Below are 16,177 nucleotides of genomic sequence, written 5' to 3'. Positions count from 1 at the left end.
GGAGGACCCGGTGGGCGGGCAGCCCCTCCGGGGTTCGCGGACGCGGCGGCCCGCGGCTCGGCCGCGCCGGCGGCACGGTCCGGCGACGCGCCGATATCGGGGGCGAGGGGGTTAACGTCGCCGTATGGACCTCCGTCGGCTGAGCGACCTGCCGGAGGGCACGGCCCGCCCGGCGCTGGCCACCGCACTCGCCCTGGTCGTCGTCATCACCGTCGCCGACGTCATCTCGCCGAAGGTGATCTACCTCAGCCCCATGCTCGTGGTCGCGCCGGCGCTGACCGCGTCCTTCGCGGGCCCCTGGTGGACCGCGGGGATCTCCGTGGTGGCGCTCGGCGCCCAGGTGTTCGTGGCGTCACTGACCGGCGGCGTGGTCAACCAGACCCGGGCGTGGCAACTGGTCGCGCTGTTCGTGGTCTCGGTCCTGCTGGTCTTCTTCAGCTACGTCCGCGTACAGCGCGGCCGGCAGCTCAGCCGGGCCAGAGTTGTGGCCGAGACCGCGCAGCGGGTGCTGCTGCGCCCGCCGCCCGACCGCGTCGGCCCGCTGCGGATCGCCTGGCTGTACCTGACCGCCGAGGACGACACCCAGTTCGGCGGCGACCTGTTCGCCGTCACCCGGCGCCGCCCGGCCGCCAGCCGTGTGATCATCGGCGACGTCCGCGGGCACGGACTGCCCGCGATCGCCGAGGCGTCGGCGATCCTCGGCGCGTTCCGCGAGGCCTCACGGCGGTGCGTCACCCTCGACGAGCTGGCCGCGGTCCTGGAGCAGAGCGTCGGCTGGGACCTGGAGGAGATGACGGACAGCCCCCGCCGGCGCGGCGAGAACTTCGCCACCGCGCTGCTGCTGGAGATGCCCGACCGCGGCGAGCACGCCGTGATGGCCAGTTGCGGGCACCCGCCGCCGCTGCTGATCCGGGCCGACGGCCGGGTGTTCACCACCCGGTTCGCCGATCCGTCGCCGCCGCTGGGCCTGGGATTCCTCGCGCCGGGCGGCGCGTGCGTCGAGGCCATCGCCTACGCGGCGGGGGACACGCTGCTGCTCTACACGGACGGGGTGATCGAGGCGCGCTCACCGGAGGGGACGTTCTACCCGCTGGCCGAGCGCGTCGCGGCGTTCCCGCTCCCGCTGTCCCCGCAGGCCCTGCTGCAGCGCCTGCGCCAGGACCTGCTCGCCCACGCCGGCGGGCGCCTGACCGACGACGCCGCCCTGCTGGCCCTCACCCGTGTCCCCGAGGACAGCGAGGCGGCCGCGGTACCGTGGGACTGAGGTCCCCTCCCGGAGGGTTCGAGACCATGGAACCGGAACGCGTCGACAGCATGGTGGCGGCACTGCGAGCGCGCGGTGTGATGGCCCATCGCGCCGACGAAGGCGTGTACGCGTTCGGGATCCGCGTGGTCATCCCCGACGGCAGCGAGGCGCTGTGGACGATGGGCGGTGCCGGCGGGCTCGACGCGGAGGTGCTGCGCGACAACACCCTCATCGGTTTCGTCCCGCACGTCCCCGGCTCGGAGGACTTCACCGACGCCCAGACGGTCGAGACGATCGCCACGACGCCGTACTCCGAGGAGGGCATGCTTCCCGCCAGCCGTGTCACCGCGCACCCCACGCCGGCCCCGGCTCCGGCCGCCTCCGTCCCGCCTCCGCTGCAGCACCCCGGCGCCCCGCTGCACGGCCTGCTCCACCTCCACCTGCACGGGCACCACCACCGCTGACCGGTCGCAGCGAGGGGCGTCAGCCCGGGCCGCCCGGTTCGTGGCACGGCGTGGTCGCGGCCTCGTAGGGGAGGGCGGCGATCGTCTCCGCGAAGTACCGGTCCAGGGTGCGGCGTCGGTGGGCGTCGTTCGGGCCGGGCGGGCGTGCGCCCAGGTCCGCGAGGCGTTCCCGGTGCGCCGCCCCGATCGTCTCCGCGGTCGCCCGCCAGTCGGCGTCGTCCACGACCCGGACGAGTGCGACGCACGGGGGCTGGAGGCCCTCGGCCAGGGCGGCGGCGGCACGGTCGTGGCCGTCGAGGACGATCCATCCGTCGAGGAAGGAGACCCACCACACCAGCACGGGCGCGAGCGTGCCCTCCCGCGCGTGCTTGCGGAACGCCTTCACGCGTGGAGCGTCCGGCACCGGCAGCGGGCGCAACGGGAGGACACCGTGCCAGCCGCCCCCGCACAGCAGGTCCAGCGTGGCGTCCGGCCAGGTGCGGACGAGGTCGGTGGACCAGATGCCCGGCGCGAACGTGGTGACCGGGCCGAGCCGCCAGCGCCCGCGGTGCAGCGGACCGAGTGTCGTCTCCTCCAGTTGCCGCGCGTACCGGTGGGGCCAGTCCGGGCGCGTGCGCATCGCCGCCGCGGAGACGGGCGGCAGGGGCGAGCGGTATCCGGACTCGCGGTGCAGGTGGAGCTCACGGCAGCAGCCGTCACCCTCGGATCGGCCCTGGACCAGGAGCCGTTCGCCCTGCCGCAGCACCCACCGGTGAGGCGCGGCACGCTCGAAGCGCAGCGCGGCCGGGGACGGCGTTCCGTCCGGTACGGCCAGGACGAGGCCGCCGCCCGGCAGAGGTTCCCGCGTCGCCCGGATCATGGCACCAGTGTCGGCACACGGGTCCCGCCCGGGCAACGGGGTTGCGCCGGGCGGGTGTTCAGCGCGACGCCGCGGAAAGGACCACGTCGACGAGCCGGTCCGCCGCGTCCGGCCGCCCGTGCGCCCGCGCGCGCTCGGCCATCGCGGCCCGCAGTCGCGGATCCGTCAGCAGCGGGCCCGCCGCCCGCACCAGGGACTCGGGCGTCACCTCGCCGACCAGGGCGACGGCCGCGCCGGCCTCCTCGAGATGGCGCGCGTTGTGCGCCTGCTCGTTGCCCGCGGACGTGGCCAGCGGGACGAACACGGCGGGCTTGCCCAGCGCCGTCAGCTCGGCGAGCGTCCCGGCGCCGCTGCGGGAGATCACCACGTCGGCCAGCGCCAGGACGTCGGGCAGTTCGGTGCTGACGAACCCCGTCAGGTGGTAACGGGCCGCGAGGTCCGGCCGCAGGGCCGCCGCGGCGTGCCGCAGGCCGTCGACGTTCGCCGGGCCCGCCTGGTGGATGACGTTCGCCCGCTCCAGCAGCCACGGCAGGGCGCCGCGCACCAGTTCGTTGATCTGCTGCGAGCCCTGCGCCCCGCCGGTCACGTAGACGGTCGGCAGCCGCAGGTCGAAGCCGTGCAGTCCCAGCCCGTGGACCGCCTTGTCGGGGTGGCCGGACAGCACCTCGGGCCGCACCGGATTGCCCGTCACCACCGCGACGTGCCGCACCGCTTCGGGCAGCAGGAGCAGCGAGGACTCCGATGACACGGCGATGCGCGTCGCCGAGCCCGCCAGCTTCCGGTTCGCCAGCCCCAGCCGCACGGTCTGCTCGTGCAGCACCAGCGGCACCTTGCACATGCGCGCCGCCATTCCGGCCGGCACGGCCACGTACCCGCCGGTGGCCAGCACCACGTCGGGCCGGAAGTCGGCGACCACCTTGCGGGCCTGCAGGACGCCGAGCGGGACCCGCGCCATGTCCCGGACGTTGGCCGGCGACACCATCTCGATCGGGTTGCTGGAGCGGCGGATCTTGCCCGTCGCCACGGTCGAGAACGCGATGCCCTCCGCCGGGGCGACCCGCGCCTCCAGCCCCTCCGGCGTGCCGATCCACAGCACGTCCAGCGATCCGCCGTCCGCCGCGAGGCGGTTCTGCAGCGTCCTGACCGCGGTCAGCGCAGGGTAGGTGTGGCCGCCCGTCCCTCCCCCCGTGACGATCAGACGGAAGGGGCGCGAGGCAGCTGCGTAGGCATTCACCCGGCGCACCCTAGTGGATTCCGCTTCCCGCCGTCGGCGGGGCCGCCGCCGAGGACGACGACGTCACCTGGCCGTCCGGGTCCGTACGCACCCGACTCATCCGACTCACCCGTCAGGGTTCATTGTCACCAAGTTTGCGGAAAGTATGACCTTGTCCACCGATGTGAGGGGATGGGCGGTGGATGATCCGGATATCTCCTGCAGCTGCCCGCGGGGCAGCGCTGTGCCACGATGCCCGGTGCCCCGGACGCCGGCCGTTACGGATGGGGGGACACCCATGCGCCCGATCACCCGGAGGAGCCTGCTGGGCCTGACCGCGGGAGCCACCCTCGGGGCCGCGGCGGGATGCGGGCTGGTCGGCGACGGGACCAAGGACGTCCCCATCGGTGACGGCTCGATGTCCGACACCGGCCCGCAACCGCACCAGACGGCGGCCGAGCGGCTGGAACCGGGCCGGAAGCCGCCGCAGTTCGTCATCTTCTCCTGGGACGGCGCCGGGGAACTCGACAACGGGCTGTTCACGCGCTTCCGGACGCTGGCCAAGGAGCACGACGCCAAGATGTCGTTCTTCCTGTCGGGCCTGTACTGCCTGCCCGAGGCCAAGAAGGACCAGTACCGGCCCCCGAACAACCCCGTGGGCGCCTCCGACATCGGGTACTTCAAGGACGAGCACATCAGGACGACGCTGGAACAGGTCCGGCTGGCGTGGCTGGAGGGCCACGAGATCGGCACGCACTTCAACGGTCACTTCTGCTCCGGCTACGGCAGCGTCGCGAACTGGACGCCGGAGCAGTGGGAGAGCGAGATCGAGCAGGCCATCGGTTTCGTCAGCACCTGGAAGACCGCCACCGGCTTCACCGACGTCGCCTCGCTGCCGTTCGACTACCGCAAGGAGCTCACCGGCGGTCGCACCCCCTGCCTGCTCGGGCAGGAGCAGTGGCTGCCCACCGCCGCCAAACTCGGTCTGCGCTACGACGCCAGCGGGCCGGGCGGCTCGCAGATCTGGCCGTCGAAGAAGCAGGGACTGTGGGATCTGCCGTTGCAGCTGATCCCCTTCCCGGGGCACCGCTTCGAGGTGCTGTCGATGGACTACAACATGCTCGCCAACCAGTCGCACGCGGCGACGACGTCCGATCCGGGCAACTACCCCGGTTGGCGCGAGCAGGCGACCGCGTCGTACATCGCCGGATTCCAGCGGGCCTACGACACCAACCGGGCGCCCTTCTACATCGGCAACCACTTCGAGCAGTGGAACGGCGGGATCTACATGGACGCCGTCCAGGGCGTCCTGGAGTACATCTCGTCGCAGAACGCCGACGACGTCCGCATGGTCTCGTTCAAGCAGTACGTCGACTGGCTCGACGCCCAGGACCCGGCGCTGCTCGCACGGCTGCGCACCCTCGAGGTCGGCCGGCAACCCACCGAGGGCTGGGCCGAGTTCACCAAGTCCGTGTGACACGCGCCCGCCGTCAGGGCGAGACACCCGGACCCACGGCAGCGGCCCGGGTGCCTCCGCCGCCGCTCCCGTGCACCACCGCGGAAGCACCCCGCCCGGGCCCGGGACACTCGATGGCCCGAGCGGACCTACCGTGGGCCGGGGACTCCGTGGGAGGCTGCCGACGAGGCGGTGGGGCGCGGCCTCGGCACTCGCGGGCCTCGCGGAACACCTCGGTGCGGCACCCGGCGGACCTGGAAGGGACGGCACCCCATGAACGGTTCGGACGCGCGCGAGGCGGCCGCGGGGGACGCCGGGCGTTCCCCGGCACGGAGAGCACTGGAGCTGCCCGGGGTCCTCGGCAACCAGGAGGGGGCAACGGCGCCCCGGCGTCCGGCGCCCGGGACGCGCGCCGCGCGCGGCGGCTCCGCACCCGGCTCGGTCCGGCACTCCGTGCGGACGCTCGTCGGCGTCGCCGCCACCGCGGTCGTGCTGCTCGGCATCGCCGACGGCGTGGCCGCCGCCGCCCTGGGGCTGGCCGTGGCGGTCAGCGCCGGGCTGTGCGTCGCCCGCCACGTCGCGGGCACGGGTGCCCGCGACGGCGGCCGCCGCAGGCCGGCCCGCCTGCTCGGCAGCACCGAGCCCGGGCTCGGCGGCTGGCCGTGGCTGGTCCACAACGTGCTCGGCGCCGACGGGCACGCCTACTTCGCCCCGCGCCTGCGGCCCCAGCTGCAGCGGCTCTTCGACGCGCGGCTCGGGGCCCGCCACGGCACGGACCTGCACGGTGCCCCCGAGCGGGCCCGCGCGCTGATCGGCGACGAGCTGTGGCCCTGGATCGACCCCTCCCAGCCGCCTCCCCGGCCCGCGATCCCGCACGAGGTGCTGCGCGCGCTGCTGGACCGGCTCGACGCGCTCGGCGATCCCGAACGGGACGCGTCCGCACCGGCGTCGCCCGGCCCGGCCGCGCGCGGGACCGCGCCCGGCGGCGGCTCCACCCCTTCCTGACCGAAGCCGCCGTCCGGTGGCCGGCGCCACGTGGCTCACTCCGGGGTGACGTACGCCCCGGAGATGCCGCCGTCGACGAGGAAGGTGTTCGCGGTGATGAAGGACGCGTCGTCGCTGGCGAGGAACGCGACGGCCGCGGCGATCTCGTCGGCCTCGGCGAACCGTCCCATCGGCACGTGCACCAGGCGGCGGGCCGCCCGCTCGGGGTCCTTGGCGAACAGCTCCCGCAGCAGGGGGGTGTTGACCGGCCCGGGACACAGGGCGTTGACGCGGATGCCCTCGCGGGCGAACTGCACGCCCAGTTCACGGGACATCGCCAGGACGCCGCCCTTGGAGGCGCTGTAGGAGATCTGCGACGTGGCCGCGCCCATCACCGCGACGAACGACGCGGTGTTGATGATCGACCCCTTCCCGTGCCGCCGCATGTGCGGGATCGCGTACTTGCAGCACAGGTACACCGAGGTGAGGTTGACCTCCTGGACACGGCGCCACGCCGCCAGGCCCGTGGTGAGGATGGAGTCGTCGTCCGGCGGGGAGATGCCCGCGTTGTTGAACGCGATGTCGAGCCGCCCGTAGGCGTCCACGGCCTCCTCGTAGACCGCGCGGACCGCCTCCTCGTCGGTGACGTCGGCCTGGATGAACCGGCCGTTCACCTCGGCCGCGGCCTTGGCGCCGTTCTCGGCGTCCAGGTCCACGCACACCACCCGGGCGCCCTCGGCGGCCAGCCGCCGGGCGGTGGCGAGGCCGATGCCGCTGGCGGCCCCGGTGATGACGGCGGTCCGCCCCTGAAGTCGCGTGATCATGCTGGAGGTTCCTCCGTTGCGATGAAGACGTTCTTGGTCTCGGTGAACGCGGCGAGGGCGTCGGGTCCGAGCTCGCGCCCGAGCCCGGACTGCTTGAAGCCGCCGAAAGGCGTGGAGTAGCGCACCGAGGAGTGGGAGTTGACGGACAGGTTGCCCGCCTCCACACCGCGGGCGACCCGCAGGGCGCGGCCCACGTCGCGGGTCCACAGGGAGCCGGCGAGGCCGTAGTCGGTGGCGTTGGCGATGCGGACCGCCTCGGCCTCGTCGCGGAAGGGCACGACGACGACCACGGGACCGAAGATCTCCTCGGTGAACGCCCGGTCGTCCGGGCCGACGTCGGCGAGCACGGTCGGCGGGTACCAGTAGCCCGGTCCTTCGGGCGCCGTGCCCCGGAAGGCCACCCGGTCCACGTAGGACGCCACCCGCTCGCGGTGCGCGGCGGAGATGAGCGGGCCCATCTCCGTCTTCTCGTCGGCGGGGTCGCCGACCCGCACGCCGCGGACCGCCGGCTCCAGGAGGCCGAGGAACCGGTCGTGGACGGACTGCTCCACCAGGATCCGGGACCGGGCGCAGCAGTCCTGGCCGGCGTTGTCGAAGACCGCGTACGGGGCGGTGGCCGCGGCCCGTTCCAGGTCGGCGTCGGCGAACACGATGTTGGCGCTCTTGCCGCCGAGTTCGAGGGTGACGCGCTTCACCTGCTCGGCGCAGCCCGCCATGACGGACCTGCCGACCCGCCCGGAGCCGGTGAACACCACCTTCCGCACGTCCGGGTGGGTGACGAAGCGGTGGCCCACGACGGGTCCGCGTCCCGGCAGCACGGTCAGCACACCCTCGGGAAGCCCCGCCCGCAGGGCCAGTTCGGCGAGCCGCAGGGCGGTGAGCGGGGTGAGCTCAGCGGGCTTGAGGACGACCGTGTTGCCGGCGGCCAGCGCGGGCGCGAGACCCCACGCGGCGATGGGCAGCGGGAAGTTCCACGGGACGATCACGCCGACGACGCCGAGCGGCTCCTGGAACGTGAGGTCGATGCCGCCGGCCACCGGGATCTGCCGGCCGAACAGCCGCTCCGGCGCGGCGGCGTAGTACTCGATGACATCCCGGGCGTTGCCGGCCTCCCAGCGGGCGTTGCCGAGGGTGTGGCCGGCGTTTTCGACCTCCAGCGCGGCCAGGTGGTCGCGGTCGGCGTCGACCGCCGCGGCGAACGCCCGCAGCAGTCTGGCCCGGTCGGCCGGAGCCACGGCGCGCCACGTCGCGTACGCCGCCTTGGCGCGGGCGATCGCGGCGTCGGTCTCGGCGACCGAGGCCATCGCGACGGAGGCGATGACCTCCTCGGTGGCCGGGTTGCGCACCTCGAACAGGTCGGGCGCGTCGGTCATACGGCAGTCTCCTTGCGGGCGGCGGTGACCAGGGAGGCGAAGAGCCGGAGATCGGTGAGGTCGGTCTCGGGGTGCCACTGGACGCCGAGCACGTGGCGGTGGCCGAGCGACGCGTCGGCCTCCGCGGCCTCCACGGTCCCGTCGTCCGCCCAGGCGGTGGGCAGAAGCCCGGCACCGAGCCGGTCCACGGCCTGGTGGTGGTAGCAGGACACCTCCGCGCCGGCGCCCAGCACCCCGGCGAGCCGGGTCCCGGGCCGGACGCGGACGGTGCGGCGCACGAAGCGCGCGGGGACCCGCTGGTGGCTGCCCTCGGGCAGATGCTGCCGGAGCGTGCCGCCGCAGGCCACGTTGAGCAGTTGCAGGCCGCGGCACACGCCGAGCACCGGCACGTCACGGTCCAGCGCCGCGCGGGCGAGGGCCAGTTCCCAGGCGTCGCGTTCCGGGTGGGGTGGCCCGGTGCGGGGATGGGGTGACGCGCCGTAGCGCGCGGGGTCGATGTCGGGACCACCGGCCAGGACGAGCGCGTCGAGCCCGGCCACGATCCGGGCGGCCGAGTCCGTCTCCGGCTGCGGCGGCAGCAGGACCGCGGCGCCCCCGGCGCGGGTCACACCGTCCACATAGCCCTGGGGGAGGAGCGCCGCCCGCTGCTCCCACACCCCCCAGGCGGCGTCGTCGGTGTAGCAGGAGATCCCGACGACGGGACGGGGACCCGGGACCGGCGCCGCGGGCGAGGCGGGCGAGGCGTTCACAGCCGCTCGAACCCTCGCTGCCGCTCCCAGTCGGTCACCGACCGGTTGAACGCGGCGAGTTCCACCTCGCCGGCGTGCGTGTAGTGCTGGACGACACCCTTGCCGAAGGCGCGTTCCGCGGCCTCGCTGCGGGCGAAGGCCGCGACGGCCTCGCCCAGCGTGGCCGGCACCCGCGCGCCGTCGGAGGCGTAGGCGTTGCCGGTGAACTCCTGCGGCAGGGGCAGTTCGTGCTCGACGCCGTGCAGCCCCGCGGCGACCAGCGCGGCCACGGCCAGGTACGGGTTGGTGTCGCCCCCCGGCACCCGGTTCTCGAAGCGCAGCGACAGGCCGTGCCCGACGACCCGCAGGGCGCAGGTCCGGTTGTCACGCCCCCAGGCGATCGCGGTGGGCGCGAAGCTGCCGGGCGCGTACCGCTTGTAGGAGTTGACGTTCGGCGCGAGGAGCAGCGAGAAGTCCGCGAGGCAGGCGAGCTGCCCGGCGAGGAAGTGCTCCATCACCGGCGAGAAGCCGTGATTCCCGCTCCCGGCCAGCACGGGTGTCCCGGCCGCGTCCCGCAACGACAGGTGAATGTGGCAGGAATTGCCCTCGCGCTCGTCGAACTTCGCCATGAAGGTGAGCGCGTACCCCTCCTGCGCGGCGATCTCCTTGGCCCCGGTCTTGTACACCGCGTGGTTGTCGCAGGTGGCCATCGCCTCGGCGTACTTGAACGCGATCTCGTGCTGGCCGAGGTTGCACTCGCCCTTGGCGGACTCCACGGTCATGCCCGCACCGGCCATCGAGTTGCGCAGACGGCGCAGCAGCGGCTCGATGCGGGCGGTGCCGAGCACGGAGTAGTCGGCGTTGTACTGGTTCGCCGGGGTCAGGCCGCGGTAGCCGCTCTGCCACGCCTGCTCGTAGCTGTCGCGGAAGACCATGAACTCCAGCTCGGTACCGGCGTGGGCGTGCCAGCCGCGTGCGGCGAGGCGGTCGAGCTGGCGGCGCAGGATCTGCCGCGGCGAGATCCCGACCGGCTCGCCGTCGTGGTGCAGGACGTCGCACTGGACCATCACCGTCGCGGGGTGCCAGGGCAGGCGGCGCAGGGTGGCCAGGTCGGGGGAGAGCACGAGGTCGCCGTAGCCGTTGTCCCACGAGGAGATGGCGTAGCCGTCGACGGTGTTCATCTCGACGTCCACCGCGAGCAGGTAGCCGCAGCCCTCGGCGCCGCCGGCGTCGACGACGTCGGCGAGGAAGTAGTCGGCGGCCACGCGCTTGCCCTGCAGACGTCCCTGCATGTCCGTCATGGCCAGCACGACCGTGTCCACCGTGCCGTCGGCGACGTCGAGGCGCAGCTGCTCCAGGCTGAGGCGGGGTGTGGGACGGGGACTGGTCATCGCTTCTCCAGTGCGTCTTCCGACGGGTTGGAGCCGTCGTCGGTCCGGTCCGCCGCGGCCTGCGCCATGCGGGGGCCAGTGAACCACCGTCGCGCGGACAGTGCCCACCACAGCGCGGAGAAGCCGAGGACGACGGCGACGGCGACCGGTGTGTAGTTGAAGGACTTCGCCGTGATGGGACTCGCGGTCGGCAGCATGAACACCACGCTGATGAAGACGGTCCACACCACCGCCACGGTGCCGATGATCCCGCTCCAGCGGCCCAGTTGCCAGGGGCCGCGCTCGAAGGTCCCGCCGTGCCGCAGCCGCAGGAACACCGGGATGACGTAGGAGAGGTACAGCCCGATCACCGAGATGGAGGTCACCGCGGTGTACGCCGTGGTGTTCCACAGCGCGGGCAGACCGAGCACCAGGGCGCCGCCCGCGGCCAGCCACACGGCGCTGGTCGGCGTCTGCGTGCGGGGGTTGATCCGGTGCCAGAACCGCGAGCCCGGCAGCGCGCCGTCACGCGAGAACGCGTAGATCATGCGTGAGTTGGCCGTCACCGACGCCATGCCGCAAAAGAACTGGGCACCGATGACGATCAGCAGCAGGAACTTGGCGCCGGTCGTGCCGATGGCGTCGATGAAGATCTGGGCCGGCGGGACCCCGGTCTTGCTGCCCAGCTCTCCCTTGTAGTCCTGGATGGCGAAGGTCAGGCCGATGAGGAGCACCCAGCCGGCGACGAGCGACACCACGATGGCGTTCACGATGCCGCGCGGACCTGACACGGCCGCGCCCTTGGTCTCCTCGGTCATGTGCGCCGACGCGTCGTACCCGGTCAGCGTGTACTGCGCCAGCAGCAGGCCCAGCATCGCGACGTAGAACGACGACCCGAAGCCGGTGTTGTTGACGTAGTGCGTGAACACGAACGACGCCGAGGCGTGCTTGGACGGCACGACGGCCAGCGCGCCCACGATGATCAGCACGCCCAGGAGGTGCCACCAGACGCTGACGTTGTTCAGCAGCGCGACCAGGCGCACGCCGAAGGTGTTGAGCAGACCGTGCAGCACGAGGATGACGGCGAAGATCTCCACGGTGTGCCCGGGCGTGGACGAGAAGCCGAACTGCAGGTCCAGCAGGGCGTTGGTGAAGAAGGCCGCGCCGTAGTCGATACCGGCCGTCACCGCGACCTGGCCCATGAAGTTGCACCAGCCGGTGAACCAGCTCCAGGCCGCCGCGTTGCGCGGCGCGAGCCGCGCCGCCCAGTAGTAGAGGCCGCCCGCGGTGGGGAACGCCGAGCAGATCTCGGCCATGGCCAGGCCCACGCACAGGGTGAACAGCCCGACGACGGGCCAGCCCCAGGTGATCAGCACCGGGCCGCCGGTGTTCATGCCGGTTCCGTACAGGGTCAGGCAACCGGAGAGGATCGACACGATGGAGAACGACACGGCGAAGTTGGAGAACCCCGACATGGAGCGGGCCAGCTCCTGGGCGTAGCCCAGTTCGTGGAGGCGCCGTTCGTCGTCGGCGAGGTCAGGGGGCGTGGCGCCGGTGTCCGTCCTCGGCGTGGGCACTCTGCCGGCGTGGTCGGGTGAGCTGGCGGATGTCATGGGGCACCCCTCCGTGGGTAGAGGTGGACCGGAGCCCGGCGCGCCCCACCCTGACGGCGGGGCCCTTCGACGATCAATGGACGAGTGGACGTCCATTGCGGTGTGAGCCACTGTGTCGGCCTGGTGACGGGGCGTCAAGAGTCCGGTCACCCGTTCCGGTTACACCGCGGTTACGCTTTCGCCGTGGACCCGGATGACACGCTCGGCGCGCGGCCAGAGCCCGAGGCGGCCGGCGGCCTGCTCGGTTCGGCCGCGTTCCGGCCGGTGCGCGCGGGAAACGCCTTCGAGGAGACCGTCGAACGCGTCCTGCAGGTCATCAAGCTGGGACTGGTGGCCCACGGCGAGCGGCTCCCTTCCGAACGCGACCTCGCCGGGCGCCTGAACGTCAGCCGGGACACCCTGCGCGAAGCCCTCCACTCGCTCCAGCGGGCCGGGTACGTGGAGTCGCGGCGCGGGCGGTACGGCGGCACCTTCGTCACCTACCGGCAGCCCGCTCCGCAGCCCGGGGCCCTGCGCAAGGCCGTGCAGGGCCTCGGCAGCGGCGACCTCGAGGACGCGCTCACCTACCGCCTCGTCCTGGAGACCGGTGCCGCCGAGGCCGCGGCCCGCCGGACGCTGAGCGACAGCCAGCGCAGCGGCCTGCGGCGCCACCTCGCGGACCTGGAGTCCGTCCCCGCCGACCGCTACCGCCAGTCCGACACCCGGTTCCACCTGGCCGTCGCCGAACTCACCGGATCCCCCTCGCTGGTGGCGAGCCTCGCCGAGGCCCGGCTGCGCCTGAACGACCTGCTCGACGCCATCCCCATACTCGAGCGGAACATCGACCACTCCGCCGTGCAGCACCGGGCGATGGCCGAGGCGATCCTCGCGGGCGACGCCGAGGCCGCCCGCCGCGCCACCGAAGAGCATCTCGAAGCCACCGCGGCACTCCTGCGCGGCTTCCTCGGCTGACCACCGCCGGACGATCCGGCCGGGGCTCAGACCTCGATGTGCGCGCCCATGATGACGGTGCGGTCGCGGGGGAGCCCGAAGTGCTCGGCGGCGTCCGCGGTGATGTAGGAGGTCGCGATGAACAGCCTCGTGCGCCACGGCGTCATCGTCGGCGCCTTCCCGCGGCGGAGCTCGATCGTCGACAGGAAGTAGGACGCCTGGTCCAGCTGCAGCGGGCCCTCGGTCCTGGCGGGGTCGAGCAGGGCCAGCGTGCCGGGCACGTCCGGCGTCTCCATGTACCCGAAACGGCCCGTGACATGGATGATGCCGTCGTCGGAGTAGCCGAGGTCGTCGATGACGATGCGCTCCTCGACCGGGACGCGCGGCACGGGCTCGGTCTCGATGGACAGGATCACGATCTGCTCGTGCCGGACGTGGTTGTGCTCGACGTTGGCCCGCATGGCCAGCGGTGTCGTCCGCTTGTCCCGGTTGAGGAAGACGGCCGTGCCGGGGACGTGCAGCACCGACGGCCGGTCGTTGCGGAGTTCGTCGACGAACTCGCGCAACGAGCCCTCGCGCCGGGCCCGTTCCGCGGTGACGATGTGCCGGCCGCGCTGCCAGGTGGTCATGATGGCGAACGCGGTGAGGCCGATCAGCAGCGGCAGCCACGCGCCGTGGACGAGCTTGGTGAGGTTGGCCCCCACGAACAGCAGGTCGAACGCCAGCAGCACCGTCGCCCCGCCGACGACCAGCCACACCGGCGTCCCCCACCGCGCCCTCGCGACGTAGAAGTACAGCAGCGTGGTGATGGTGATGGTCGCGGTGACGGCCATGCCGTACGCGAAGGCCAGCGACGCGGAGCTGCGGAAGGCGAAGATCAGGGTCAGCACGGAGACCATCAGCAGCCAGTTGATCCAGGGAACGTAGATCTGGCCGATCGTCGACTCCGAGGTGTGCGCGATCCGCAGCCTGGGCAGGTAGCCGAGCTGCGCGGCCTGCGAGGCGACCGAGTACGCGCCGGTGATGACCGCCTGGGACGCGATCACCGTGGCGGCCGCGGCCAGCAGGACCATCGGCAGCCGTCCCCAGCCGGGGACCAGCAGGAAGAACGGGCTGCTGACGTTGTGGTGGTCGTTGAGGATCAGCGCGCCCTGGCCGAAGTAGCTCAGCACGAGCGCCGGGAACACGACGAACACCCAGGCCCGCGTGATCGACCGGCGGCCGAAGTGCCCCATGTCGGCGTAGAGCGCCTCGGCTCCGGTGACCGCCAGGACGACCGAGGCCAAGGAGAAGAACGCCGTGCCGAAGTGGCCGAACAGGAACCCCAGCGCATAGGTCGGCGACAGGGCCTTCAGGATGCCGGGGTGGTCGGCGATGCCCGACACACCGCACGCCCCGATCGCCGTGAACCAGACGATCATCACCGGCCCGAACAGCCGGCCGACCGCCGCGGTGCCCCTGCGCTGCACGAGGAACAGCAGCACGATGATCACTGCCGTGATGGGGACGACCGCGCTCTCCAGCGACGGCTGCACGACCTTGATGCCTTCGACCGCCGACAGCACCGAGATCGCCGGGGTGATCATGCTGTCGCCGAAGAACAGCGCCGCGCCGAAGATCCCCAGGCCGGTCAGCACGGCCGCGGCCCGCCGTCCCTGCTGCCCGTTCATCCGGCGCAGCAGGGTGATCAGCGCCATGATGCCGCCCTCGCCGTCGTTGTCGGCGCGCATCGCCAGCAGCACGTAGGTCACCGAGACGATGATCGTCACCGACCAGAACACCAGCGACAGCACTCCGTACACGTTCTGCGTGCTCACCGGGACCGGGTGCGGATCGTTCGGGTTGAACACCGTCTGGAGGGTGTAGAGCGGGCTGGTGCCGAGGTCGCCGAAGACCACGCCCAGAGCGCCGACGACCACGGCCAGGCGCGCGGCGTCGCGCCCGGCGCCGTGCGTCGTCACTGGTCCCGGTGCTGATGCGTCGTCAGGGCCGGGCGAGTGCTGACGATTGGTCACTGCGATCCTCCTCGGCGCCGGCCGGATGCCTGGCGTCTCGTGCCGGACACTACCGGGCGTGCTCGCCGTGGCCTGCGAACGGTCCGCCGAAGGCGCGCTGCCGGGCCGCCGGCGCGACGGCCCTCGTCACTTTCCGTGAAGCGGCGGCCGCCTTCCGTGCCCGGTGGGCCCGGCGGGCCGAGTGGCGGGGCGTGCACCGGGGGCGTGCAATGGGACGGGAGACTGAGCACTGGAGGCACCGTGCCTGTTGTACCCCTCAGCACGATCGTGTCCGACGCCTTCGAGAAGCGGTACGGCGTTCCCGCCATCAACATCGTGAACGACCTCACGCTGGAGGCCGTGCTGGCCGCCGCGGTCGAGAAGTCGTCGCCGCTGATCGTCCAGACGTCCGTGAAGACGGTCCGGTCCATCGGCAGCGACGTGCTGCACGCGATGTGGACCGCGATGACCGCGGGGATCGAGGTGCCCGTCACGCTGCACCTGGACCACTGCCCCGAGCGCGAGGTCATCTCGGAGTGCCTGGCCCGCGGCTGGAACTCGGTGCTGTTCGACGCCTCCACGATGCCCGTCGAGGAGAACATGCGGCAGACCGTGGAGGTCGTCGCGGAGGCCCGCGGATACGGAGCGCACGTCGAGGGCGAGATCGAGTCCATCACCGGCGTGGAGGACGGCGTCGGCTCCGACACCGAGGCGCAGCGGCAGAGCCTCGACGTCGTCCTGGAGTTCCTCGGGACCACCCGGGTGGACGTCTTCGCCCCGGCGATCGGCAACGCCCACGGGGCGTACAAGCAGGCGCCGGTGCTGGACTTCCAGCGCGTCTCGGACATCGTGGCGGCCCATCCGCTGCCGATCGCGCTGCACGGTGGCAGCGGCATGTCCGACGAGCAGTTCCGCGAGCTGATCTCCCGGGGGTGCGCCAAGGTCAACATCTCGACCGCTCTCAAGGAGACCTACATGAAGTCCAACCTCGCGTTCCTGCGGATCGCGGACGAACGCGGGAAGTGGGACCCGCCGTCCCTGTTCCGGGCCGTGCGCGAGGACGTCGTCGACATGGCCGGGTCCCTCATGACGCTGTTCGGCAGCGCCGGCCGGGCGGCCTGAC

General features: G+C 72.7%; 14 protein-coding genes. 6 read left to right on the top strand and 8 right to left on the bottom strand.

What is annotated here, in order from left to right; translation table 11 throughout:
* Positions 1-124: 124 nt before the first annotated feature.
* Positions 125-1,264 carry a PP2C family protein-serine/threonine phosphatase gene (locus BMW99_RS02145; RefSeq protein WP_075016125.1) on the top strand — a complete coding sequence of 380 codons (1,140 nt, stop codon included), beginning with the start codon at positions 125-127 and terminating at the stop codon, positions 1,262-1,264.
* Between the two features lie 26 nt (positions 1,265-1,290).
* Positions 1,291-1,710, top strand: coding sequence for a hypothetical protein (locus tag BMW99_RS02140; protein ID WP_069467698.1), 420 nt, complete (start codon positions 1,291-1,293; stop codon positions 1,708-1,710).
* Between the two features lie 19 nt (positions 1,711-1,729).
* Here BMW99_RS02140 and BMW99_RS02135 read toward each other — a convergent pair whose 3' ends face one another.
* Together BMW99_RS02135 and BMW99_RS02130 are read right to left on the bottom strand one after the other, a co-directional pair.
* The gene (locus BMW99_RS02135; protein ID WP_075016124.1) at positions 1,730-2,569 is read right to left on the bottom strand and encodes a hypothetical protein; all 840 of its coding nucleotides are present in this window, start codon (positions 2,567-2,569) and stop codon (positions 1,730-1,732) included.
* A gap of 58 nt (positions 2,570-2,627) precedes the next feature.
* Entirely contained in the window at positions 2,628-3,803 is a 1,176-nt protein-coding gene (locus BMW99_RS02130; RefSeq protein WP_069467162.1) for a UDP-N-acetylglucosamine--N-acetylmuramyl-(pentapeptide) pyrophosphoryl-undecaprenol N-acetylglucosamine transferase, read from the bottom strand.
* 277 nt (positions 3,804-4,080) lie between these two features.
* On the opposite strand from BMW99_RS02130, the gene BMW99_RS02125 reads away from it, so the two are divergent.
* Together BMW99_RS02125 and BMW99_RS02120 are read left to right on the top strand one after the other, a co-directional pair.
* Positions 4,081-5,259 carry a polysaccharide deacetylase family protein gene (locus tag BMW99_RS02125; protein ID WP_069467161.1) on the top strand — a complete coding sequence of 393 codons (1,179 nt, stop codon included), beginning with the start codon at positions 4,081-4,083 and terminating at the stop codon, positions 5,257-5,259.
* Positions 5,260-5,511: 252 nt separating this feature from the next.
* A complete protein-coding gene (locus tag BMW99_RS02120; protein WP_177226046.1) occupies positions 5,512-6,243 on the top strand; it encodes a hypothetical protein in 732 nt (243 codons plus the stop codon).
* Positions 6,244-6,278: 35 nt separating this feature from the next.
* Here BMW99_RS02120 and BMW99_RS02115 read toward each other — a convergent pair whose 3' ends face one another.
* Genes BMW99_RS02115 through BMW99_RS02095 form a run of 5 tightly spaced genes read right to left on the bottom strand, consistent with a single transcriptional unit; the run spans position 6,279 to position 12,130 of the window.
* Entirely contained in the window at positions 6,279-7,046 is a 768-nt protein-coding gene (locus BMW99_RS02115; RefSeq protein WP_075016123.1) for a 3-oxoacyl-ACP reductase, read from the bottom strand.
* Positions 7,043-8,419 (bottom strand): aldehyde dehydrogenase family protein, encoded by a 1,377-nt coding sequence (locus BMW99_RS02110; protein WP_069463569.1) that lies wholly within the window; start codon positions 8,417-8,419, stop codon positions 7,043-7,045. Before BMW99_RS02110 ends, BMW99_RS02115 begins: the two co-directional genes overlap by 4 nt.
* Complete coding sequence (locus BMW99_RS02105; RefSeq protein ID WP_069463570.1) at positions 8,416-9,168, bottom strand: gamma-glutamyl-gamma-aminobutyrate hydrolase family protein; 753 nt, start codon at positions 9,166-9,168, stop codon at positions 8,416-8,418. Before BMW99_RS02105 ends, BMW99_RS02110 begins: the two co-directional genes overlap by 4 nt.
* Positions 9,165-10,538 carry a glutamine synthetase family protein gene (locus BMW99_RS02100; protein WP_069463571.1) on the bottom strand — a complete coding sequence of 458 codons (1,374 nt, stop codon included), beginning with the start codon at positions 10,536-10,538 and terminating at the stop codon, positions 9,165-9,167. Before BMW99_RS02100 ends, BMW99_RS02105 begins: the two co-directional genes overlap by 4 nt.
* The gene (locus tag BMW99_RS02095) at positions 10,535-12,130 is read right to left on the bottom strand and encodes an amino acid permease (protein ID WP_079138413.1); all 1,596 of its coding nucleotides are present in this window, start codon (positions 12,128-12,130) and stop codon (positions 10,535-10,537) included. Before BMW99_RS02095 ends, BMW99_RS02100 begins: the two co-directional genes overlap by 4 nt.
* Positions 12,131-12,313: 183 nt before the next feature.
* Here BMW99_RS02095 and BMW99_RS02090 point away from each other — a divergent pair, with 183 nt between their 5' ends.
* Positions 12,314-13,081, top strand: coding sequence for a FadR/GntR family transcriptional regulator (locus BMW99_RS02090; RefSeq protein ID WP_079138414.1), 768 nt, complete (start codon positions 12,314-12,316; stop codon positions 13,079-13,081).
* Positions 13,082-13,107: 26 nt separating this feature from the next.
* On the opposite strand, the gene BMW99_RS02085 is transcribed toward BMW99_RS02090, so the two are convergent.
* On the bottom strand, positions 13,108-15,075 hold the full coding sequence (locus tag BMW99_RS02085; protein ID WP_069463572.1) for a potassium transporter Kup: 1,968 nt from the start codon (positions 15,073-15,075) through the stop codon (positions 13,108-13,110).
* 240 nt (positions 15,076-15,315) lie between these two features.
* Between BMW99_RS02085 and BMW99_RS02080 the strand changes: the two genes are divergently transcribed.
* The gene (locus BMW99_RS02080; RefSeq protein ID WP_069463573.1) at positions 15,316-16,176 is read left to right on the top strand and encodes a class II fructose-bisphosphate aldolase; all 861 of its coding nucleotides are present in this window, start codon (positions 15,316-15,318) and stop codon (positions 16,174-16,176) included.
* Position 16,177: the final 1 nt, after the last annotated feature.

This window comes from Actinacidiphila rubida, assembly GCF_900110255.1.
Lineage (GTDB): Bacteria > Actinomycetota > Actinomycetes > Streptomycetales > Streptomycetaceae > Actinacidiphila > Actinacidiphila rubida.
Note: the sequence above shows the minus strand (reverse complement) of the source record. Positions and strands in the feature narration are given on the sequence as shown.